Source organism: Amycolatopsis solani (assembly GCF_033441515.1).
Taxonomy (GTDB): Bacteria; Actinomycetota; Actinomycetes; order Mycobacteriales; family Pseudonocardiaceae; genus Amycolatopsis; species Amycolatopsis solani.
On sequence record NZ_JAWQJT010000001.1, the window covers coordinates 3,925,076 to 3,947,917 of the forward strand.

17 protein-coding genes are annotated in these 22,842 nt (G+C 70.8%); 7 read left to right on the plus strand and 10 right to left on the minus strand.

Annotation, left to right across the window (positions count from 1 at the left end):
* Positions 1–177: 177 nt before the first annotated feature.
* From SD460_RS18650 to SD460_RS18660, 3 genes are read left to right on the plus strand one after another with little or no spacing between them, the layout of a single operon-like run.
* A complete protein-coding gene (locus SD460_RS18650; protein ID WP_290061587.1) occupies positions 178–1,209 on the plus strand; it encodes a GDP-mannose 4,6-dehydratase in 1,032 nt (343 codons plus the stop codon).
* Positions 1,210–1,213: 4 nt separating this feature from the next.
* Positions 1,214–2,566, plus strand: a complete 1,353-nt coding sequence (locus tag SD460_RS18655) for a glycosyltransferase (protein ID WP_290061586.1) — start codon at positions 1,214–1,216, stop codon at positions 2,564–2,566.
* A 29-nt stretch (positions 2,567–2,595) separates the two neighbouring features.
* Positions 2,596–3,651: a DegT/DnrJ/EryC1/StrS family aminotransferase gene (locus SD460_RS18660; protein ID WP_290061585.1), complete on the plus strand. Its 1,056-nt coding sequence runs from the start codon at positions 2,596–2,598 to the stop codon at positions 3,649–3,651.
* A gap of 52 nt (positions 3,652–3,703) precedes the next feature.
* Here SD460_RS18660 and SD460_RS18665 read toward each other — a convergent pair whose 3' ends face one another.
* The 5 genes from SD460_RS18665 to SD460_RS18685 all read right to left on the minus strand — a co-directional run bounded on the left by SD460_RS18665 (position 3,704) and on the right by SD460_RS18685 (position 8,293).
* Positions 3,704–4,363, minus strand: a complete 660-nt coding sequence (locus tag SD460_RS18665) for a response regulator (protein ID WP_290061584.1) — start codon at positions 4,361–4,363, stop codon at positions 3,704–3,706.
* Between the two features lie 86 nt (positions 4,364–4,449).
* Positions 4,450–5,286 carry an ABC transporter permease gene (locus tag SD460_RS18670; RefSeq protein WP_290061582.1) on the minus strand — a complete coding sequence of 279 codons (837 nt, stop codon included), beginning with the start codon at positions 5,284–5,286 and terminating at the stop codon, positions 4,450–4,452.
* On the minus strand, positions 5,283–6,269 hold the full coding sequence (locus SD460_RS18675; protein ID WP_290061581.1) for an ABC transporter ATP-binding protein: 987 nt from the start codon (positions 6,267–6,269) through the stop codon (positions 5,283–5,285). The genes SD460_RS18670 and SD460_RS18675 overlap by 4 nt, the downstream gene beginning before the upstream one ends.
* Before the next feature lie 119 nt (positions 6,270–6,388).
* Positions 6,389–7,582: a macrolide family glycosyltransferase gene (locus SD460_RS18680; protein ID WP_290062439.1), complete on the minus strand. Its 1,194-nt coding sequence runs from the start codon at positions 7,580–7,582 to the stop codon at positions 6,389–6,391.
* 39 nt (positions 7,583–7,621) lie between these two features.
* Entirely contained in the window at positions 7,622–8,293 is a 672-nt protein-coding gene (locus tag SD460_RS18685) for a VC0807 family protein (protein WP_290062438.1), read from the minus strand.
* A gap of 301 nt (positions 8,294–8,594) precedes the next feature.
* Between SD460_RS18685 and SD460_RS18690 the strand changes: the two genes are divergently transcribed.
* The 3 genes from SD460_RS18690 (at position 8,595) to SD460_RS18700 (ending at position 12,815) form a co-directional block, all read left to right on the plus strand.
* Positions 8,595–9,917 carry a sensor histidine kinase gene (locus tag SD460_RS18690; protein WP_318306434.1) on the plus strand — a complete coding sequence of 441 codons (1,323 nt, stop codon included), beginning with the start codon at positions 8,595–8,597 and terminating at the stop codon, positions 9,915–9,917.
* Positions 9,918–9,942: 25 nt separating this feature from the next.
* Positions 9,943–10,251 (plus strand): hypothetical protein, encoded by a 309-nt coding sequence (locus tag SD460_RS18695; protein ID WP_290062436.1) that lies wholly within the window; start codon positions 9,943–9,945, stop codon positions 10,249–10,251.
* A gap of 146 nt (positions 10,252–10,397) precedes the next feature.
* Positions 10,398–12,815, plus strand: a complete 2,418-nt coding sequence (locus SD460_RS18700; RefSeq protein WP_290062435.1) for a beta-glucosidase family protein — start codon at positions 10,398–10,400, stop codon at positions 12,813–12,815.
* A 184-nt stretch (positions 12,816–12,999) separates the two neighbouring features.
* On the opposite strand, the gene SD460_RS18705 is transcribed toward SD460_RS18700, so the two are convergent.
* From SD460_RS18705 to SD460_RS18725, 5 genes are read right to left on the minus strand one after another with little or no spacing between them, the layout of a single operon-like run.
* Positions 13,000–14,229 carry a cytochrome P450 gene (locus SD460_RS18705; RefSeq protein WP_290062885.1) on the minus strand — a complete coding sequence of 410 codons (1,230 nt, stop codon included), beginning with the start codon at positions 14,227–14,229 and terminating at the stop codon, positions 13,000–13,002.
* An 11-nt stretch (positions 14,230–14,240) separates the two neighbouring features.
* On the minus strand, positions 14,241–16,007 hold the full coding sequence (locus SD460_RS18710; RefSeq protein WP_290062886.1) for a non-ribosomal peptide synthetase: 1,767 nt from the start codon (positions 16,005–16,007) through the stop codon (positions 14,241–14,243).
* The gene (locus SD460_RS18715) at positions 16,004–18,874 is read right to left on the minus strand and encodes a condensation domain-containing protein (RefSeq protein WP_318306435.1); all 2,871 of its coding nucleotides are present in this window, start codon (positions 18,872–18,874) and stop codon (positions 16,004–16,006) included. The genes SD460_RS18710 and SD460_RS18715 overlap by 4 nt, the downstream gene beginning before the upstream one ends.
* Positions 18,861–20,288, minus strand: coding sequence for a methyltransferase (locus tag SD460_RS18720; RefSeq protein WP_290056476.1), 1,428 nt, complete (start codon positions 20,286–20,288; stop codon positions 18,861–18,863). The genes SD460_RS18715 and SD460_RS18720 overlap by 14 nt, the downstream gene beginning before the upstream one ends.
* 41 nt (positions 20,289–20,329) lie before the next feature.
* Positions 20,330–21,121 carry a hypothetical protein gene (locus SD460_RS18725; RefSeq protein ID WP_290056475.1) on the minus strand — a complete coding sequence of 264 codons (792 nt, stop codon included), beginning with the start codon at positions 21,119–21,121 and terminating at the stop codon, positions 20,330–20,332.
* Positions 21,122–21,353: 232 nt separating this feature from the next.
* On the opposite strand from SD460_RS18725, the gene SD460_RS18730 reads away from it, so the two are divergent.
* On the plus strand, positions 21,354–22,826 hold the full coding sequence (locus SD460_RS18730; RefSeq protein WP_290056474.1) for an FAD-binding oxidoreductase: 1,473 nt from the start codon (positions 21,354–21,356) through the stop codon (positions 22,824–22,826).
* Positions 22,827–22,842 lie beyond the last annotated feature (16 nt).

Below are 22,842 nucleotides of genomic sequence, written 5' to 3' on the forward strand. Positions count from 1 at the left end.
TTGACTTCGCGAGCGGCGAGCGCGAGCGTGGACGTCGTTGCCGACCACCGGACGCGGATTCGGCGGTACAGCGCGATTTTCGCGGCGGCAGGGTTCACCGGAGCTGCTCGCAAGGCGGCCGGACGACGCCACGGCGGGGGCCTCTATCCGTTACGTGGCACAGGAAGGCACACATTCATGGCGAAGCGTGCGTTGATCACCGGGATCACCGGACAGGACGGGTCGTACCTGGCCGAACACCTCCTGGCCGAGGGTTACCAGGTCTGGGGCCTGGTCCGCGGCCAGGCGAACCCGCGCAAGTCGCGGATCAGCAGGCTGGTCTCCGATCTCCACTTCGTGGAGGGGGATCTGATGGACCAGGTCAGCCTCGTGTCCGCGGTGGACCTGGTGCAGCCGGACGAGGTCTACAACCTGGCGGCCATCTCGTTCGTGCCGATGTCCTGGCAGCAGCCGGAACTCACCACCGAGGTGAACGGCATGGGCGTGCTGCGGGTGCTCGAAGCGGTCCGGATGGTGTGCGGGCTGGACAAGTCCCGGCCGACCGGTGGCGGCGGGATGCGGTTCTACCAGGCGTCGTCGTCGGAGATGTACGGCAAGGTGGCCGAGACCCCGCAGAACGAGCAGACCATCTTCCACCCGCGCAGCCCCTACGGCGTCGCGAAGACCTACGGGCACTTCATCACCAAGAACTACCGCGAATCCTTCGGCATGTTCGGGGTTTCCGGGATCCTGTTCAACCACGAGTCGCCGCGCCGCGGGGCCGAGTTCGTCACCCGCAAGATCACGATGGCGGTGGCGGAGATCAAGCTGGGCCTGCGGGACAAGCTGTACCTCGGCAACCTGGACGCCGTGCGCGACTGGGGTTTCGCCGGCGACTACGTCCGCGCGATGCACCTGATGCTGCAGCAGGACACGGCGACCGACTACGTGGTCGGCACCGGCGAAATGCACTCGGTGCGCGACGCCGTCCAGATCGCCTTCGACGCGGTGGACCTGAACTGGCACGACTACGTCGTCATCGACCCGGCCCTGGTGCGGCCCGCGGAGGTCGAAACCCTCTGCGCCAACCCGGAAAAGGCGCGTGCCGAGCTCGGCTGGAAGCAGTCGGTCGACTTCGAAGAGCTGATGCGCATGATGGTCGAGGCCGACCTGCGCAAGGCGTCGAACGAGCACAAGTACAGCGAGCTGATGCTCGCCGGGAGCTGGTGAGACGATGGCCCCCATCCTGTTCGCGTCGATCGCCGACGCCGGCATGATCAACCCGCTGCTGGTCATTGCGGGCGAGCTCGCCCGCCGCGGCGTACCCGACCTGTACTTCGCGTCCACTGAGGACCGTCGCGCGGCCGTCGAGGCGATCTCCGCCGACAACCCGGTGAAGTTCGTTTCGTTCGGGGAGCGCCTCGAGCGCCCGCCGGGCGAGTGGAACCCGGAGCTCTACGCCGCCGCGACGCAGCCCGCGAAGCCCGGCGCCCTCACCGCGCGGCCGCAGAACGTGATCGCCTACCTGAGCGGCGTCACCGACGCGAGCATCATGGTGACGATGTACGAGCGCGCGCTGGCCGTAGTCGACGAGGTCGAGCCGGCGCTGATGGTCATCGACTCCTCCAGCGTCTACCCGACCGACGCGGCGATCGCCCGGAACATCCCGTACGTCTACAGCGTGCCGATCTCGGTGAGCGAGGTCTTCGCCGACCGCCTGCCGCTGAGCTACCCGAGCCCGAACACCGGGCTGCCGCGTGACCTTTCCGGGCGGCAGAAGCTGGCGAACCTCGGGTTCCGGCTGCGGCTGCTGCTCGGCATGCTGACGAAGGTGCCCGCGGTGCAGTTCACCAAGGCCCGCAAGGAAGCCGGCATCCTCAACGCGACCGCGGGCCAGTCCACCTACGCCGACCGCGCGCAGGCGATCCTGGCCTACTCGGTGTTCGGCATGGAGTACCCGTTCGCCGCGGCGCCGTCGCACCTGAAGATGGTCGGCCCGGTCGTGCCGCCGCTGCCCGAAGCGGTGGAGCCGGACCCGGCGCTGTCGGCGTGGCTCGACGAGCACGAGTCGGTCGTCTACCTGGCGTTCGGCACCCACATGCGGCTGACCGCGCCCCAGGTGACGGCGATCGCCGAAGCCGCGCGGAAGCTCGGGCCGGAACACCACGTGCTGTGGAAGCTGCCCAAGGCGCAGCGCGCGCTGCTGCCGGCGGACCTGCCGCCGAACGTGCGGCTGGAGAACTGGGTGCCGTCGCAGTTCGACGTGCTGGCCCACCCGCACGTGCGCGTCTACTACAACCACGGCGGCGGCAACAGCGCGTACGAAGGCGTCTACTTCGGCAAGCCCGGTCTCGTGCAGCCGTTCTGGATGGACTGCCACGACCACGCGGCCCGCGTCCTCGACAGCGGCTGCGGGCTCGTGCTTTCCCACGAGGAGACGGTGTCCGCGGACGCGATCGTCGCCAAGCTGCGGAGGGTGCTGGAGGAGAAGGAGTTCACGGCGAACGCCGAGGACTGGGCGGACCGCTTCCGATCGGCGGGCGGGGCGTCGGCCGCGGCCGACGCCGTGCTGGCCGCGGTCCGGTGACCGATTCCGTGGCTGGGGAAGGGAAGGACATGTCCGTCAGGTACCCGGTGTCGCAGCCGTACTTGGACGAAGCCGAGCTGGCCAACGTGACCGAAGCCGTCACGAGCGGCTGGATCTCCTCGCAGGGCCCGTACGTGGCCCGGTTCGAGGAGTCGTTCGCGGCCTACAACGGGGTCGAGCACGGCGTGGCGTGCTCGTCCGGCACGACGGCGCTGACGCTGGCGTTGCGCGCGCTCGGCATCGGCCCCGGTGACGAGGTGATCGTCCCGGAGTTCACGATGATCGCGTCCGCGTGGGCGGTGACCTACACCGGCGCGACCCCGGTGTTCGTCGACTGCGGAGACGACCTGAACATCGACGTCTCGCTCATCGAAGCGAAGATCACCCCGCGCACCAAGGCGATCATGCCGGTGCACGTCTACGGCCGCCGGTGCGACATGGACGCCGTCATGGAGCTGGCCTACGAATACAACCTGCGCGTGGTGGAGGATTCCGCGGAGGCGCACGGCGTGCGCCCGGTCGGGGACATCGCCTGCTTTTCGCTGTTCGCCAACAAGATCATCGCGTCGGGCGAAGGCGGGATCTGCCTCACGTCGGACGCGCGGCTGGCCGAGCAGATGAAGCACCTGCGGGGCATGGCCTTCAACCGCGACCACACGTTCCTGCACAAGAAGATCGGCTACAACTTCCGGATGACCAACCTCCAGGCGGCCGTGGCGGTCGCCCAGGTGGGCAAGCTGGACTCGATCCTCGCGCTGCGCTCGGAGATCGAGGCTCGGTACGACGCCGCGTTGCGGGACGTCCCCGGGGTCACGCTCATGCCGCGCCGGGACGTGCTGTGGATGTACGACCTGCTGTGCTCGCGGCGTGAGGAGCTCAGGGAGTTCCTCGCTGGCGAGGGGATCGAAACGCGGGTGTTCTTCAAGCCGATGAGCCGGCAGCCGATGTACCTGGATCCGGTGTGGTCGTCGCTGAAGGCGAACCGGTTCGCGGAGGAGGGGCTGTACCTGCCGACGTACACCTCGCTGACGGAAGCCGACCAGGAGTACATCACTTCCCGGGTCCGGAAGTTCTACGGCTGCTGATCGCGAGCTGAGCACGGAAAGGCCCGCAGCCACCGGCTGCGGGCCTTCTTCGTCAGGGCTTCGGGACCTTGCTGCTCAGGTACGTCAGCACCGCCAGCACCCGGCGGTTGTCGTCTTCGTGCTGCGCCAGGTCCAGCTTGGTGAAGATGCTCGCCGTGTGCTTGCCCACCGCGGCTTCGCTGATCACCATCCGCTGGGCGATGGCCGCGTTCGAGCGGCCTTCCGCCATCAGCTCCAGCACCTGCCGCTCCCGGGGCGTCAGCGCGTCCAGCGGGTCTCGGCGGGACCGGCTGGCCAGCAGCTTCGAGATCACCTCGGGGTCCATCGCCGTGCCTCCCGCGGCCACCATGCGCAGCGCGTCCACGAACTGGTCCGCGTTGAGCACGCGGTCCTTCAGCAGGTACCCGATCGCGCCCGTGCCGTCGGCCAGCAGCTCGCGCGCGTACGTCTGCTCCACGTGCTGGGAGAGCACCAGCACCGGCAACCCGGGACGCTGTTTCCGCGCCGCCAGCGCGGCGCGGATCCCCTCGTCGCTGAAACCGGGCGGGAGCCGGACGTCCACCACCGCGATGTCCGGTTCGTGGTCGTCGATCGCCTTGAGCAGCTCGGTCGCGTTGCCGACCGCGGCCACCACGGAGAACCCCTTCGCCTCGAGCAGGCGGGTCATGCCGTCTCGAAGCAGGTAGAGATCCTCCGCGAGGACAACGCGCACGAACCGCTCCTGGGTTTCCGGGCCGGGCGGGGCCGGGGCTGGGTGGTCCAACCGTACCGCCGGCGCATCCGCCCGGTTACCCGGCGTCAGTCCAGGGCGCGCTTGAGGAACCCGCGGATCCCGAAGAAGCCGAAGAGCGCCGTCGCGGCCACCATGACCACCAGGGAGATCCACAGCGGGATCGACTCGACCTGGGTCGGCATCACCAGCCGGCGCAGCGCCTCCGACACGTACGTGAGCGGGTTGGCCGCGCAGATCACCTGGAACCACCGCAAACCGGACAGGCTGAGCCACGGGAACTGGCCGGAACCGGTGAAGATCAGGGGGACCAGCAGGATCGTGAAGACGAGGTTGATGTGCCGGGGCGGAACGATCGTGCCCAGCACCATGCCCACCGCCGCGCCGGCCAGCGAACCCAGCGCGACCACGCCGGCCACGCCCGGCAGGGCCGCGACGTCCCAGCTGACGCCGTCGAGGATGAGCAGGCCGATCGGGATCATCACCAGGCCGGCGATGACGCCGCGGATCGCGCCGAACAGCATCTTCTCCACCGCCACCAGGCGGATCGACAGCGGCGCCAGCAGCCTGTCCTCGATCTCCCTGGTCACGGAGAAGTCCAGCACCAGCGGCAGCGCGGTGTTCTGCAGCGCCCCGGTGAACGCGTTCATCGCGACCATGCCGGGCAGCAGGATCTGGGCGTACCCGGCGCCCGCGTACCCGATCTGCGAGAGCACCTTGCCGAAGATGAACAGCAGGAACAGCGGCTGGATCAGCATCTGCGCCAGGAACGGCAGCAGCTCGCGCCCGGTGACGAAGCAGTCGCGGCCGAGCACGGCGAGGAACGCGCGGGCCTGGCTGGGGTTCCCGGCCTGGCCGGTCCCGGTGCCGAGCCCGGGCTGCGGGGTGAGCGTCGTGGCGGTCATCGGAGATCCCGTCCGGTGATGGAGATGAACACGTCTTCGAGGGTCGGCTTGCCGAACGAGATGCCGGTGACCTCGCACCGCTCACGGCCCAGCACGGCCAGCACGCCGGGCAGCAGCGACGCCGGGTCCGCTTCGGTGTAGAGGCGGAACTGGACGGCGCTTTCGTCGGCCGCGGCCCGGCCGGTCGCGGCGAGCCGCTCGACCCGGACGACGGCGGGCACCAGCTCCAGTTCCTTGCCGACGGCTTCGGCGGGCGCGTCGGCGAGCGTGACGCCCACGGTCAGCGTCGTGTTGCCGGGCAGCGACCGGGTCAGCGCTTCGGTCGTGTCGAGGGCCAGCAGCTTGCCGTGGTCGACGATGCCGACCCGGTCGCACAGCTTGGCCGCTTCTTCCATGTCGTGCGTCGTGACCACGACGGTGACGCCCTCCGCGGTCAGCTCGGCGACGCGCTCGTGCACGAACAACCGCGACTGCGGGTCCAGCCCGGTCGCCGGTTCGTCGAGGAACATCACCTTCGGCTGGTGCATCAGCGCCCGGGCGATCATCACGCGCTGCGCCTGGCCGCCGGACATCTCGTCCACCCGGGCCTTCGCCCGCGGGCCCAGGCCCATCCACTCGATCAGCTCGTCGGCCCGGCGGCGGCGCTGCGCCCGTCCCATGCCGTGGTAAGCGGCGTGGAACAGTAGGTTCTGCCGTACCGTCAGCGACTGGTCGAGGTTGTTGCGCTGCGGCACCACCGCCAGCACCTGGCGGGCCGCGGTCGCGTCCTTGACGACGTCGATGCCGGCCACCTCGGCCCGGCCGGACGTCGGCAGCGCGCGCGTGGTCAGCATGCTGACCGTCGTCGTCTTGCCCGCGCCGTTGGGGCCCAGCAGGCCGAAGACCTCGCCCGCGGCGATCGTGAAGCCGAGGCCGTCGACCGCAGGCCGTTCTGCTTTCGGGTACCTCTTCACGAGGTCCCGCACCACCACAGCGTCCTGCACGCTGGTCCTCCAGGAAATCAGGGTCGAAAGGGCAGACGGGGGTGAGGAAGGGCCGTGGTGCTGGGGGACAACCTCGGCCCTTCCCCACTGGCGGCTGGTCCGGAAAACGGACCAGCGGGTCAGGAAACGTGCTTGAGGTACCGCTCGAGCTCGTCGGCGGCGCGCACGGCACCGCCGGCCGTGCGCACCTTCGCGCTCATCGCGGCGACGGCGGCGTCGATCCTCTCGTCGCTCGCCGTGGCGCTGACGGCTTCGCGCAGCAGTTCCGGGGTGGGCTCCTGGCCGGCGAGGTTCGTGCCGAGGCCGAGCTCGGCGACGCGCTGGGCCACGGCGGCCTGCTCGACGCTCTGCGGCAGCGACACCATCGGCGTGTCGAAGTACAGCGCCTCCATCGTCCCGCCCATGCCGGAGTGGGTGATGAAGGCCGAAGCGTGCTTCAGCACCGCCAGCTGCGGCACCGAGGCGTGCGCTTCGAAGTTCGGCGGCAGCTCGCCCAGTTCGGCCGGGTCGAGGGTGCCGATCGACAGCACGACGTGCCAGTTTTCACCGGTGAACGCCGTCACCACGGCCCGGAAGAAGTCCGGGCGGTCGTTGAACGCCGTGCCGAGCGAAACCAGCAGCACGGGCTTGCCGTCCGACGGCGGCTGCCAGTCGCCCTGGAACGTCCGGTCGCCCAGGCACGGGCCGACGAACGCGAAGTGGTCGTCGAAGGTTTCGCCGTGGTACTGGAACTCCTTCGCCACGAACGCGAGCGCGAACTGCTCGCGGCCGATGGCGAAGTCGGCGGGGGAGATCTCCGGGACGCCGTGCGCCGCGGTCAGTTCCGCGATCTTCTCGCGGAACGCCACGCGGGCCGGGTGGTCTTCGCTGAAACCGTTTTCTTCCCCGAGGAACTTCGCCAGCGACCAGTGGTCGTTGTAGGCGAAGGACGGGAACAGTTCCACCGCGGGCACGCCCCACTTCGCGGCGAGCACCCGTCCCGTCGCGTAAACGGTGCGGTCGTACAGGATCAGGTCCGGCACGTCGTCGGCGAAAGCCGCTTCGAACACCGGGATGGTCGCCGTGCTTTCCATGACCAGCACCAGCGGCAGCCAGGCGGCGAAGTCGGCGGGCGGGTCCTCGGTGCGCGGCTTCGGCGTCAAGGACGACTCGTAGCGCAGGACCCGGGCCCCCGTCGGCGCCACGAGGTCGGCGAACTGGTCCGTGGTGGCGTAGGTGACGCGGTGACCGCGGCGGACCAGTTCGGCGGCCACGTCCAGCGTCGGCATGACGTGCCCGTACGCGGGGATGTTCAGCAGCGCGATGTGTGCCATGGGAAAGCTCCTCGGAGTGCGGTGGTCGGCCGGGGGCCCTCAGGCACGCAGGTCGTGCTTGCGGGTGTAGTAGGCCATGAAGCCGATGAGCCCGCCGAGGACCACGATCCACTGCACGGTCGTCACCAGGTTGATGTCGTCGAGCGGCAGGGAGTAGGCGAGCACGACGCGGACGACGGCGTCGACGATCATGCCGACGCCGAAGACGACCGTCAGCAGGCGCAGGCCGTGGCGCATCTTGGGCTCGGTGTCCCAGCGGCGCTCCCAGACCTCCGCGCCGGCGCCGCCCCGCTTGGTGCGGGCGATGCTGACCCCGGCGTGCAGGAAGAACGGCTTTTCGAAGAACAGCGTGATCAGCATCCAGATGCCGAACATGGCCGTGAGCCAGCCGTCCTTGGCGAAGAAGAACCGCGCGTCGCCGGAAATCAGCGAAACCGCGGTGCCGATGACCATCATCGTCACCATGAAGAGGCCGAGCCCGTCGATCTTGCGGTACCGGGCGAAGACGTACACGGTGCGGACGACCGGGACGATGCCACCGATGATCGCCGCGGTCAACAGCGGGACGCCGTTCTGGCGCAGGATGTAGTAGACGGCGAGGGGGACGATCAGGTCGAATGCGGCGGAAGCGAACAGCGCCAGCCGCGGGTTCCGGGGTTCCGAAGGGGACTGCGTACCCGCTTGGGTGCGCTGGATGCCGGCCTCGTTCATTGCTGCTCCTGGGTGTTCGCGAGTTCGTTCGCGTTTCCGGTGCCATTCGCTCGAGGCGTGGCGCCGCTTGCTTGGACAACGGTAGTGTCGCGATGCTGGTCGGCGTGAGCCTGTTAGACCGAACATAGGGGTATGGCTGGCTATACCCCTATGTGTGGGCCAAGCCGATTGTCTCCCCGCTCGGGGCGCCCCAGACTGGGACGACCTCGAGTGCGAGCGGGCCCGATCGGGCCGCCTCAGGCGGATGGGGGACGCGATGAGCCGACCGGGAACACTCTCCCGCGGAGAGTATGATCTGCCGATGTCGACGATTCCCCAGCGGAGCGCGTCGGCCGTCCGGCGCGGCTTCGCCGGAATGGCGCGACTGGTCGTTCTCGTCCTCTTCGCGGCGGCGCAGGTGTGCGTTCTCACGCTGCCCGCGGTGATCTGGCTGCCGGAATACGTCGCCGCCGCGGGGCTCACCGTGCTGGTCGCCATTCCCGCGTGCCGGGTGCTGCCCGCCCTTTCCCGGAAAAGCGCGCCCGCGCTCTACGGCCGCGCGATCGAATCGCCGTACCTCCCGTTGCCGGCGCTGGAGCGCACCGAAAACGGGTGGTACTGGAACGGCTACGACTTCCACAAGTCCCGCTGGATCTCCCTCGCCCAGCGCCGCGGCCGCTGGTTCTTCACCGACCCGGCCACCTGGCGCGACCTGTGCTGGCTGGTGGTCAACCCGCTCACGGGCGGCGTGCTGGCGGCCGTCCCGGTCGCGCTGGCCGCGTTCGGGGCGTTCCTGCTGGTCTCGCCGCTGACCGCGCCGTACCTGGCGACCGGCGAGTGGTACTTCCCGCTGCCGATGGACACCCCGGCCGGGGTGGCCGGGACCGCCGTGGCCGGCCTGGCGCTGCTGGTGCTGGGCCTGGTGGCCGCGCCGGGCGCGGTCAGCCTGCACGAGGCCTGGACGCGGTGGCTGCTGGCGCCGGACGAGCGCACGCTGCTGACGCGGCGGGTCGAGCGGCTGTTCGCGACGCGGGCCGCGGCCATCGACGCGCAGGCCGCGGAGCTGCGGCGGATCGAGCGCGACCTGCACGACGGCGCCCAGGCGCGGCTGATCGCGATCGGGATGTCGCTGAGCACCGCCGAGATGCTGCTCGACACCGACATCGACGAGGTCCGGCGGCAGCTGGCGGGAGCACGTGACCTGTCCGCGGCCGCACTGCGGGAGCTGCGGGGGCTGGTGCACGGCATCCAGCCGCCGATGCTCGCCGACCGCGGCCTCGGCGCCGCGCTCGACGACCTCGCGATGGACGCGCCGGTGCCCACCGACGTCGAGGTCGGCCTGATCGGGCGGCCCGACGCGGCGCTGGAGTCGGCGGTCTACTTCTCCGTGGCCGAACTGCTGGCCAACGCGGCCAAGCACGCGGCCGCCAAGCGGGTGCGGATCAGCGTCACCCACCGGCCGGGCGTGCTCAAGGTCGTCGTCGCCGACGACGGCAAGGGCGGTGCCGACTTCAGCCGCGGCAGCGGGCTCGTGGGCGTCCAGCGGCGGGTCGCGGCGTTCGACGGTGTCGTGGAAATCGACAGCCCGGCCGGCGGCCCGACCGAAATCACCATCCTCATTCCCTGCGTCCTGCCATCAGCCTGATCGAAAACCGATACCGGGGGTCGAAATGCGTCGTGGGATCGTGGTGTGCCTGTTCGCTTTGGTCGCTTCTTTTTCGGTGGCCGGTTGCGACCATTTGATCGACCTCGGGTGCGCCGACCGGGCGTGCCATTTCAACCTCACCAGTGGCGGCAAAGTCGACCTCGGTGGGCAGGAACTGGAAGTGCAGAAGGTCGACAACAATTCCGTGACCTTCCTGTCGAACGGGATCAGCGTCTCCCTCTTCCAGGGCGTCGACATCAATTTCCTCGGGTACCACCTGCACCTCGGGGAGATCCGCGGCGGGGAAGCCAGTCTGGACGTCACCCGGAATTAGCCCGGGGTTCACCGCACGACCCGGACTGATCGCCGAACGTGCTGGTCAAGACAGGGGTTACGGTCCGTGCAGTAGTCACCTAGGTTGGTCGTCAATTGGACCAACATGCGTGAGGGGCGACCCTTTCGCGGGTTTCTGGGGTGACTATGCGTAATGATCTTCTGCGTGCGCGGCCACGGCTGCGCACCGCGGCGGTCGTCCTGGCCGGCGTGCTCCTGACGTCCGGTCTGGCCGCGGCCGGCGCCGCGGCCGATCCGGCCGCGAAGTTCTCGCCGAGGGTGCGCGGTCTCGTGGGCGAATTGACCCTCGACGAGAAGCTTTCCCTGGTGCACGGCGGCACGGACCCGAACAGCGTCGGCGAAGCGGGCTACGTCCCGGGCGTACCGCGCCTCGGCGTGCCTTCGCTGCGGCTGGCGGACGGCTCCGCCGGGGTGCGCGTCGACAAGCCGTCGGTCGTGATGCCGGCGCCGGTCGCGCTCGCGTCCAGCTTCGACGAGTCGCTCGCGACCCGCTACGGCGCCGGCGTCGGCCGCGAAGCCCGGGCGCTGGGCACCGACGTGCTGCTGTCCCCGATGGTCAACACGATCCGGATTCCTTACGGCGGGCGCAACTTCGAGACCTTCAGCGAGGACCCGCTGCTGACGTCGCGGATCGCCGCGGCGGAGGTCAAGGGCATCGCGGGCCAGGGCACCATCCCGGTGGTCAAGCACCTGGCGGGCAACAACCAGGAGAACGACCGGCAGACGATCAACGTCCAGATGGACGACCAGACCCTGCACGAGGTCGAGCTGCCCGGGTTCGAGGCGGCGGTGAAAGCCGGCGCCGGCGCAGTGATGTGCTCGTACAACAACCTCAACGGCCCGTCCGCGTGCGCGAACGGCGACCTGCTGACCGGGATCCTGCGCGAGCAGCTGGCGTTCAAGGGCTGGGTGATGTCGGACTGGCGGATGTCGCTGACGCCCGACTCCCTGCCCAAGGGCCTCGACCAGGAGATGCCGGACGGCACGTACTTCGGCGACCAGCTCAAGACCGCGATCAGCGAGGGCAAGATCCCGCAGTCCGCTTTGGACACCGCGGTCGCGCGCATCCTCGGCCAGATGGACCGGTTCCACCTGCTCGACAACCCGGCGCGCCCGGCGCGTGACCTGTCCGGGCTGACCGCGACCGCGCAGGACGTCGCCCAGGCGGGCGCGGTCCTGCTGCGCAACGAAAAGGCGGCGCTGCCGCTGAGCACCACGCGCTCGGGCAGCGTCGCGGTCATCGGGTACAACGCGAAGACGCCGAAGCTCAACGGCGGCGGCAGCTCCCACGTGCTCCCGTCGGCCACGCCCGCCACCCCGCTGGACCAGATCAAGAAGCGCGCGGGCAGCACCACGACGTACACCGCGGGCTACGACCCGGCGGGCGAGGCCGTCCCGGCGGACGCGCTGTCCCCGGCGTACACCCAGGGCGGCGGGCTGCCCGCCGGCTCGGAAGGCGTGTTCTACAACGGCACGATCACCGCGCCCACCGAAGGCGACTACAGCATCCAGCTGCAGGCCACCGGCGGTGGTGGCTTCCTCCAGGTGGACGGCACCGCGAGCGGCCTGTTCGGCGACTCGATCGCGACCGGCTACACGGGCATCACCGTGCACCTGACCGCCGGCCAGCATTCGCTGCTGCTGTACGGCTTCGCGGACTTCGTCAACCCGCTGAAGGTGAACCTGCACTGGCTCACCCCGGTCACGGCCCAGGCCAAGATCGCCGAGGCGGTGGCGGCGGCCAAGGCGGCCACCACGCCGATCGTGTTCGCCTACGACGACAGCTCCGAAGGCCTCGACCGGCCGGACCTCTCGCTGCCGGGCTACCAGGACGAGCTGATCGACGCGGTCGCGACGGCCAACCCGCGCACGGTGGTCGTGCTGAACACGGCGTCCGCGGTGAAGATGCCGTGGCTGGCGAAGACGGCCGCGGTGCTGGAGATGTGGTACCCGGGCCAGAAGGGCGCGGAGGCGACGACGGCGCTGCTGTACGGCGACGTCAACCCGCAGGGCAAGCTGACCCAGACGTTCCCGGTGGACGAGGCCCACACGCTCGTCAGCGGCGAAGCCGGCTTGTACCCGGGCCAGGACGGCCAGGTGAAGTACACGGAGGGCGTCGACATCGGCTACCGCTGGTACGCGGACAAGAAGGTGACCCCGCTCTTCCCGTTCGGCTACGGGCTTTCGTACACGTCGTTCGCCTACAGCGGCCTGACGGCTTCGAACGCGTCGGACGGTGGTCTGGACGTCAAGGTGACGGTGCGGAACACGGGCACCCGGACGGGCACGGAGGTCGCGCAGGTGTTCGTCGGCCCGAGCCCGCAGGTGACGGCCCCGCAGGCCCCGACGGCGCTGGGCGGGTACGCGAAGGTGACGCTGACGGCCGGGGCGTACCGGACGTTGACGATCCACGTGGACCCGCGGCAGCTGAGCTACTGGGATTCGGCGGCGAAGGCGTGGAAGCGCGGAGGCGGGACGCGGTCGGTGAAGGCGGGCTCGTCGTCGGCGTCGCTGCCGCTGAGCACGACGGTCACCGTCAACTGACCCGAGCAGACCGGCCGGCCGGTGCTCCCGTGTGGGGGCACCGGCCGGTTGCGTGCGTGGCTCGTGAGTGTTTAGGAGGGTTCTAACCCTCCTAAACACTCACGACCGACCTGCACGGCGACGGTGCCGCGCGCGCGAACGGCCGGTCCCCGGGGTGGGGGACCGGCCGTCCGGGAGGGGGTCGTCAGCCGTTCGTCACCGGTAGGTGGCGGAGGCCTCGGATGATCGCCGAGCGCCGGCGGTCGGCCGGGCCCGTCTGACGCAGGTCCGGCAGGCGCGTGGCCAGCACCCGGAACGCCACGTCCGCCTCGAGGCGGGCCAGCGGCGCGCCCAGGCAGTAGTGGGAGCCGCCCGAGAAGGACAGGTTGTCCGGGGTGGTCGGGCGGGTGATGTCGAAGACGTCCGGACGAGCCCACACGGCGGGGTCGCGGTTGCAGCCCGCCGTCAGGACGACCACCGCCGTGTCGGCCGGGATCACCGTGTCCCCGACCTCCACGTCCACTGTGGACACGCGGCTGGACTGCTGGACCGGGGCCTCGAACCGCAACGACTCCTGTGCCGCCTGGGGCGCCAGGTCCGGGTCGGCGACCAGCTTGTCCCACTGGTCACGCTGCTCCAGCATCGTCTTCACGCCGATGCCGATCAGGTTCACCGTCGACTCCGCGCCCGCCAGCGTCAGCAGCTGGCACATCGAGACCAGCTCGTGCGTCGTGAGCCGGTCTTCCGAACGGGCCGTGAGGAGCTTGCTGACCGCGTCGTCGCCCGGGTGGGCCAGGCGCATCTCCATCAGCTCGGTGAACAGCGCGTCCAGCTCGTCCAGCGACCGCTGGACGCTCGCGATGTGCTCCACCGACGTGATCTCGTCGAAGATCGTGCCGAACTTCGGGCCGTGCTCCAGGTAGCGACTGAGGAACGGCTCGGGGATGTCGAAGATGGTCGCCACGACCGTGACCGGGATGAGGTCGGCGAACGACGTCATCAGGTCGAACTCCCGGCTCGTGTCCACCCGGTCGAGCAGTTCGTGGCAGATCGCCGTGAGCTTGTCGCGGAAGCCGAGGATCGCCTTGGGGCTGAGGAACGGCGTGGCCAGCTTGCGCAGCCGCGCGTGGTCGGCGCCGTCGGCACCGAGCATCGAGTTGTCGAACGACGTGATGACCGGGCTGATCGGCTTGCCGTCGGACTTGAGCACCCCGAACCGGCGATCGCGCAGCACCTTCGTGGCCGTCGCGTGGTCGACCGTCGTCCACGCGCCGAGTTCGCTGCGGTGCAGCGGACCCTTCGCGCGGATCTTTTCGTAGAGCGGGTAGGGATCCTCCGGGCCGCGCAGCAGCAGCGCCAGTGGGTCGCCGAGTTCGCCGAGGGTCCACAGCACTCGCATCTGGGTGGTCATGTCCTCGGCCGTCTGGACCGGCATGGCTTTCCTTCCTACGGCTTTCCGGCGGTGATCAGCCCGGCGACACCGCGCACGGTCGGCGCTTCGAACACCTGGGAGATCCGCAGCCGGACGCCGAGGTCCCGGTTGATCCGGGAGCACAACTGGGCCGCGGACAGCGAGTTGCCGCCCTGGCGGAAGAACGAGACGTCGGTGGCGATCGAGGGCACGCCGATGATCTCGCGCAGGAACCCGGCTACCGCGGCTTCGGTGTCCGAAAGGTCCTCCGCCACCGGGGCCACGGACTCGGTGCGGCGGTTCGCCGCCAGCTCGGTCAGCGCGCGCCGGTCCAGCTTCCGGTCTTCCAGCACCGGCAGCCGCTCCAGGCGCTGCACCAGCGCGGGCACCAGATAACCGGGCAGCCGCTCGGCCAGCAGGGTGCGCAGTTCCTCCTCTCCCGGCGCGGAGCCGGACCCGGTGTAGAACAGGCACAGGTCCTCGTACGCACCGTCCGCGCCGGTCACCGGTACCACTGCGCAGGCACCGACACCCGGTACGCGGCCGGCGTTGTGCTCGACGTCGTCGAGTTCGATGCGGTGGCCGCGGATCTTGACCTGGCGGTCCGCGCGGCCTTCGAAGTGCAGCAGGCCGTCGGCGGTCCAGCGCCCGAGGTCGCCGGTGCGGTAGACGCGTTCCGGGCCGGACGGCAGCGCGATCTCGACGAACTTGCGCGCAGTGAGCGAAGCGTCCTCGAAGTACCCGAGCGCCAACCCCTTGCCGCCCAGGCAGATCTCGCCGCTCTCGCCGACGTCGCAGAGGCGGTCGCCGTCGAGGATGTAGGCCTGGGTGTTCGGGAACGGGACGCCGAGCGGCACCTCGGTGCGGTCCGACGGCCGGACGCGGTGGCAGGTCGCCGCCACGCTCGATTCGACCGGGCCGTACATGTTGTACAGCGGGATGTCCGGGTACGCCTCGAGGAACCGGGCCGCGTGCCGTGCGGAGAGCTTCTCGCCGCCGGTGCCGACGGCCCGCAGACCCGCGAAGGCGTCGAGGTCGTTGTCGACCATGCTGTGGAACACCGCGGTGGGCGGGAAGATCGTGGTGACGCCGTGGATCGCGACCAGGTCACGCAGTTTCGTCGCCAGCTCCAGGGTGTCCTCCAGCAGCACCAGGGTGCCGCCGTTGAAGAGCACGCCCCACGAGTCGAGGCCGAAGGCGTCCCACGTCGCCGCGAGCGCCTGCGGCATCACCGCGCCGGAGTCCAGCGGGGTGAACAGCCAGTCGTCGAAGAGCCGGACGTTGCCGCGGTGCGCGGTCACCACGCCCTTCGGCGTTCCCGTGGTCCCGGAGGTGAAGAACACCGCGCAGGGGTCGTCGGCGCCGACGTCGATCGCGGCCGGGCGGGCCCCGAGGATCGGCTCCGATGGCGGCGACCACACCGACGGCCACGAGGCACCGCGTTCGGCGGCCACGACCGGGCCACCGAGGTGCTCGATCAGCTCGGCGAGCCGGGTCTCCGGCCACCGCAGGTCCAGCGCCGCGTAGGCCGCGCCGCACTTGAGCACGGCGAGCAGCGTCGCGAACAGCTCGGGGGAGCGGGGCAGCAGCACCGGCACGATCGAGCCGCGCTCGACGCCGCGCGCCTGCAGTTCGGCCGCGTACGCGTCGGCGGTCTCCGCCAGCTCCCGGTAGGAGATGTCCCGGCCGAGGTGGTGCAGTGCGGTCCGGTTCGGCCAGCGCTCGGCGCACCACTCGAACAGGCCGTGCATGGTCTCGGCCCGCTCGAACGGCCGCGGTGCCGGGTTGAAGGACGTCGTCATCGGGTGCTCCCGCGTTCGGTGATCAGCTCCGCCAGCGCGGCCGGCGTCGGGTGGGAGAAGGCGGCGGACAGCTTCAGCCGGACCCCGGTCTGCTTCTGGATCGACTGGACGAGCTGGGCGGCCAGCAGCGAATGGCCGCCACTGGCGAAGAAGTTGGTGTCTTCGGTGACGTCGTTGCGCTTGAGCAGCGTCGCGAACATCGCCATCACGGCGGTGGTGGTGGCGTCCGGCACGGCTTCGGCGGGTGCTTCGGCCACCGGCCCGGCCGTCGCGGCCAGTTCGGCGACCGCCGCCCGGTCCACCTCGTGCCCGGCGGTCTCGGGCAGCGCGTCGACCCGCAGGTACCAGGCCGGGCGCGCCCGCGGCGGCAGGGCCGTCTCGGCGTGCCGGGCCAGTTCGGCGGCGAGCTGCGGCTTGTCCGGCGCGTGCACCACGGCGACCAGCTCGGTCACGCCGTCGACGACCCGGGTGGTGACGGCGGCCGCGACGACGTCGGTGTACCCGGTCAGCGCGTCTTCCACGGTCGCCAGGTCGACGCGGGTGCCGCCGAGGGACAGCTGGCGCTCGCGCGGGCCGTGGACGTGCAGGGACCCGTCGGTGCGCCAGTGCGCGAGGACGCCGGTGGCGAGCCCGCCGAGGCGCAGCTCCCCGCGCACGCCCAGCGGCAGCCGCCGCCCGTCCGGGGCGACGACGTCGGCGTCGAGGCCCGCGACCGGCATGCCGTCGCCGAGCACCCAGCGACCGCCGCCGGAGAACACGGTGTGGACGTCGGCCTCGAGCGCGCGCAGGGTGCGCACGAGCGGGCCGGGCGCGGGTTCCGCGCCGATCAGCGCGGTCCGGCCGCCGGCGGCTTCGCCGAGGTGCTCGACCACGCGCGACCAGACGGCCGGGGTGGCGTGCACGACGCCGGCGTCGTGCCGGGTGAGGAGCCCGGCGAGCAGGTGGCCGTCGGTGCGGGCGGCGTCCGGGGCGACGACGAGCGGGGCGCCGGTGGTCAGCGCCAGCAGCAGCTCGGAGACGGCGGCACCGGTGGCGGGGGAGGTCAGCCACAGCACCGGACGGCCTGGCGTCACGAGCGCCGCGCTGTGGCGGATCGACGCGGCGAGTTCGTGGTGGGTCACGCCGATCAGCGCCGGGCTGTCCGGGACCACGGCCCCGGCGTCCGGCTCGACGGCGACGGTGACCGCGTACGAGATCGGCCGCCACGGGATCGAGGCGTGCGGTGCGGTTTCCGCCGCGCCCAGCACCAGCTTCGCGCCGGACACGGCCTCGGCGAGATCGGCCTGGCCGGGGTCGACGGTGGTCACCGTGGCCCCGGCCAGCCAGCCGCCGAGCACCGCGGCCGCGAGTTCGCGGCCGCGCGGCGCGACCACGGCGACCAGGTCTCCCGGGCCGGTCCCCGCGTCGGCCAGCAGGGTCGTGACCGCCGAAGCGGCCCGCCAGAGCTCGCGGTACGACGTCGTGCCGTCGTCGGTGACGAGCGCGGTGGCGCCGGGGTTTTCCTTGACGTGGTGGGCGATCGCGGTGAGCGCGGTGTCCGGTGACGCCGGTTTCGCGGCGGCGTCCAGCACGCGGTGGTCGGTGGCGCCCCAGGCGGCCAGCTCGCCCAGCGGCCGGTCGGGCGCGCCCGCCGCCGCGACGAGCAGGGCGTCGTAGCGCTCCAGCAGCAGGCCGACGTCGTCGGCGCCGAGCACTTCGGCGCCGTACACCGCCTTGACGCGGCTCTCCTCCGCCGAGGGGAGGATGACGAACTCGAGGTCGAACTTGCTGTGCCCCGGGTCGATCTCGGCGACTTCGGCGGGCGCGCCGCCGATGCTCGTGGCGGCCCGGCCGCCGAAGGGCAGGTAGTTGAACACGTGCCGGAACATCGTGGTGCGCCAGGAGGAATCGGCGCGCTCGACCTCGGGCAGCAGGACGTCCATCGGCACGTCCGCGTGCGCGATCGCCTCGAAGAACAGGTCGCGGACCCGGCGGCTGAACGTCCGGAACGTCTCGGCGGGGTCGATCCGCACGCGCAGCGGGACGATGTTGACGTGGTAGCCGATCGCGCGCTGCGCCTGCTGGCTGCGGACGTTCACCGGGAAGCCGACGGCGAGGTCGGGGCCGGCGCCGTGGGCGTGCAGCAGCAGGTAGTAGGCGGCCAGCAGCAGGACGACGTCGGGTGCCTTGAGGTCCTTCTGCAGCGCGGTGACGACGTCCTTCGCCTCGGGCGAGAACGCGCGGACCAGCTGCTCGCCGCGCAGGGTCGGCTGGGCGCTTTCCTGGCCGCCGCACCACAGTTCGAGGCCGCTCGCGTCGAAGTCGCGCAGGTGCTCGCGCCAGAACGCGAGGCTCGCCGGCTTCGGCTCGGACTCCGGCCAGAGCGGGACGGGCTCGCTCGCGTCGGGGAGGTCCCCGGCGAGCACGGCGTCGTACGCGGCGGCGAGCTCCTCCAGGAAGATCGACATCGAGGTGCCGTCGAAGATCAGGTGGTGCACGGCGACGCCGACCGAGTCGTGCTCCGGGCCGTGGTAGAGCCCGACGCGCAGCAGCGGGGTGCCGTCGAGGGCGAACGGCCGCGTGATCAGCTCGCGCAGCCCGGCCTCGACGTCGGTGCTGTCCTCGCCTTCCAGCCGGAGCGGGAAGGACGGCAGCACCTCCTTGGTCAGCCGGGTGTCGTCGGCGTGGAAGACGGTCCGCAGCGCGTCGTAGCGGCGCACCAGCCGCGTGACGGCTTCCTGCAGCACGGCCCGGTCGAGCCGGCCGCCCACCTGCAGCGCGACGCCCGGCACGTTGTTCACGCCTTCGCCGGGGACCAGCCGCTCGAGCAGCCAGAGGCCCTCTTCCTTGCGGGTCGCGGGGATTCGCGTGCCCTCAGTGGTCGGCATGTCCGGTCCCTTCGGGGAGGTCTTCGACGGTGGTGAAGGCGTGCGGGATCGCTTCGGCGGGCAGCCGCGCGGCGAGGTACGCACGCAGCTCGGCGACGAACGAGCTCGTCTTCGCGGCGCGCGAGGGCGCGTTCGCGTAAGCGGTGAAGGGCAGTCCGGGGGTGGCGGCCGAGGTGGGCACGGTCACCGGCTCGCCGTCGCGGGTGTACACGACGTCGACCAGGCCGGGACCGTCGGCGGACCAGGTCACCGCGGCCTGGTAGCCGCGCCGCCTGCCGATCTCGTGCAGGTCTTCGGGGTCCGGCGCGGTCACCGCGGCCGGGGTCCGGCCGGTGTCGAGCTTCGCCAGCTCGGCCAGCTCCCGCGCGACCCGGCCGTTCGGCACGCCGGTGATCCGCGCGGACGCCGGCCGGACGTCGCTCAGCAGCGTCTCCAGCGCACCCGGGCCCCAGGCCGCGGTGAGCGCCGGCTCGACGTTCTCCGCGGGTTCCTTGCGCAGCACGGCGTCGTAGCGGTGGCGGCTCAGCTCGTTGTGGTGGTGGGCCCGCTTGAGCCGGACGTCCGCCGCGGCGATCCCGGGCAGCGTCGCGGCCAGCGCCGGGAAGAAGTCGGGGTCGACGAGCAGCTCCTTCTCCTCCAGCACGCTGTTCTCGACGATTTCCCGGGCCGACTCGGGCGCCGCGGCGATCTCGTCGGCCAGCACCGCGGTCCGGAAGGCCCGCAGCAGCCGGAAGTTGCGCACGTCGCCGACGAACACCGCGCCGCCGGGCGCGAGCAGCGCGGCCGCCTGGCGCAGCACGTCGGCGAGGTAGCCGATGTCGGGGAAGTACTGGATGACCGAGTTGATCACCACGGTGTCGAAGTGCCCGTCCGGCAACCCCGAGAAGTCGTTGGCCTCCCGGTTGTGCAGCGTCACGTGGGCCAGCGCGGGGTCCTCGGCGACCTGCCCGGTGAGCGTTTCGACCACGGTGGCGGAGAAGTCCGTCGCCACGTAATCCTCGCACGACGGCGCGAGCTTGGCCATCAGCAGGCCGGTGCCGACGCCGATCTCCAGCACCCGGCGGGGCCGCAGCGCCTTGATCCGCTCGACGGTCGCGTCCCGCCACTCCCGCATCTGCGCGAGTTCGATCGGCAGCCCGGTGTAGGTGCTGTGCCAGCCGACGAAGTTCTCCCCGAGCCCACCGGACTCGGGGAGTTCGCCGTAGACCCATTCGTAGATCAGCTGCCACTCGTCGACGCGCTTGCGGTCGTCGCCGTCCTCGGCGACCGGGTCCCGCGGCACGACGTGGGCGACGAGCCGCCCGGTCCCGGGTTCGCGGGTCACGCGGGCGCGCGCGATCCCCGGGTGCCCGGCGAGCGCGGCTTCGGCTTGGCTGTCCGTGCCGGTGCCCAGACCGGTCGGTGACGTCGGCATCAGCTCTCCTGCTGGATTTCCGGAAGGAAGAAAAGGGACGATCAGGCGAGCAGGCCGCTGACGGCCTGCGCGACCTCCGGCTGGCTGAGCAGGCCGGAGTGGTCGATGTCGAAGCGGACTTCGCGCGCGCCGATCTCCAGCGCGCCGGGCAGTTCGGCGGAGCGGATGACGTCGACGCCGGACAGGTCGGCGGGGACCGTCAGCTGCGAGGCCGCCACGAGGTAGGTCATGTAGCTGCTGAACCACGCGACCAGCTCCTCGGCGCGGTCGGCTTCCAGGCCGACGCGCTCGAAGGCGGTGCCGCCGACCTCGCGGTAGATGCGCACGAACTCCTTCGTGAGCGTCTCGAGGTCGTCGTGGGTCTGCTGCGCGGTCTCGCCGGCGGCGTGCGCGTCGCGGACCTCGTCCTCGGTGAGCACGGCCGCGAGGGCGTCCACGACCCGGAAGAAGCCGTAGTAGAGCACGGTGAACCCGGTCGCGGCGGTCGGGTCGAACAGCACGACCTGCGGCTTCGCCTGCCAGGTCGCGACACGCTCGGCCACGGCCAGCGCGAAGACGCTGGACGCGCAGTAGCCGAACACCGCCTTGACCTCGACGCCGCTGTCCCGCAGCTCGGTGGTCCACCGGTCGAGGTAGTCGTCCCCGTTCATGCCGGTTTCGTCGCCGACGGCGGGCGGCAGGCTCTCCCAGACGCCGTAGGGCGTCTCGAGGTGGGTCGCGAGCTCGGCGAACCCCGCTTCCGGTCGCCCGGTGACCGTGAAATCAACTGTGATGATTACTTCCTTGTCGTCCGCGTTTTCGTCGATCGGATGCCATGAATGGAGTTCGGCCACGATTGCCCGCCCTGTCTTTTCCCTAGCGCAGTTCGGCAGAATAAAGATTTCCGCAGTCTGAAGCTAGCAGCGGCGGATCGGGCCGGTAACCCCTAGCGCGCCCCTAAGCAAGAGGCTGGTGAGCAGCGGTTCCGGGGGGTTAGGGGTTGGAGCGGTCAGCGGCGCCACCGTAGTGTTCGGCGACGGCGAATAAACTCGGGAATGAGGGCGATCGATGGGTGCGGTAACGGTTATGCCGGACGACGCCCGGTACGCCGATCTCGTGCGCGGGGTGAATCAGCGCTGGGTCGGCAAACCCGATTACGTCTGCGTGGCGACCTCCACCGAAGAAGTCGTCGAGGCCGTCGGCACCGCCGTGCGCGAGGGCAGGCGGATCGCGGTCCGCAGCGGCGGCCACTGCGTCGAGGAGATGGTCGGCGCCCCGGACGTCCAGGTGGTCATCGACCTCTCCGAGCTGAACCGCATCGACTTCGACGCCGAGCGCGACGCCTTCGTCGTCGAGCCGGGCGCGACCGTCGGCCAGGCCTACCGGACGCTGTACAAGCGCTGGGGTGTCACCATCCCTGCCGGCTCCTGCCCGAGCGTCGGCCTGGGCGGGCACATCGCCGGTGGTGGGTACGGCCCGCTGTCGCGGAAGTTCGGCTACGTCTCCGACCACCTGTACGCGGTCGAGGTCGTCGTGGTGGACGCGGCCGGCACCGCCCGCGCGGTGGTCGCGACCCGCGACCCCGACGACGAGAACCACGACCTGTGGTGGGCGCACACCGGCGGCGGTGGCGGCAACTTCGGCGTGGTGACGCGCTACTGGCTGCGGATCCCCGGCGTCACCGGCGCCCCGAGCGCGCTGCTGCCCACCCCGCCCGCGCGGCTGCTGGTGCAGCAGGACGTCTGGGTGTGGGACATGCTCGACGAAGCCGCGTTCACCCGCCTGCTGCGCAACCACGGCGACTGGTACGAGCGCAACAGCGCGCCCGGTTCGCCCTACGACGACCTCTACAGCGGCCTTTGGTGCGGGACGCGCGCTTCGCAGTTCGTCGCCATGTCGACCCAGATCGACAGCGCGCTGCCGAACGCCGCCGGCCTGCTCGACGACTACGTGACCGCGATCCGCCGGGACCTCGGCGTCGCCCCGGCGCTGAGCAGCCGGCAGGAGCTGCCGTGGCTGCACTCGACGTCGTGGGGCGGGATCGCCGACAGCGGAGACCACACGCTGAGCTTCAAGATCAAGGCGGCCGACCTGCGCAAACGCTGCACCGACGAGCAGGCCGGCAAGATCTACCGGCACCTGCTGCGCGAGGACTACGGCAACCACCGCGCCGGCGTGATGTTCGTCGGCTGCGGTGGCCAGATGAACGCGCTGTCGCCCGCCGACACCGCGATCGCGCAGCGCGACTCGATCCTCAAGCTCGTCTACTCCACGCACTGGGACGCCTCCGAGCAGCCCGAGGCGCACCTGGCGTGGCTGCGCGAGTTCTACGCGGACGTCTACGCCGGGACCGGCGGCGTGCCGGTGCCGGACGAGCGCACCAACGGCTCGTACGTGAACAACCCGGACTTCGACGTGCAGGACGAGCGGTGGAACCGCTCCGGACTGGCCTGGCACGAGCTGTACCACCAGCACAACTACCCGCGGCTGCAGCGGGTGAAGGCGCGCTGGGACCCGGCTGAGGTGTTCCGGAACCCGTTCTCCGTGCGTCTTCCTTGAGCCCGACCCCGGAGGT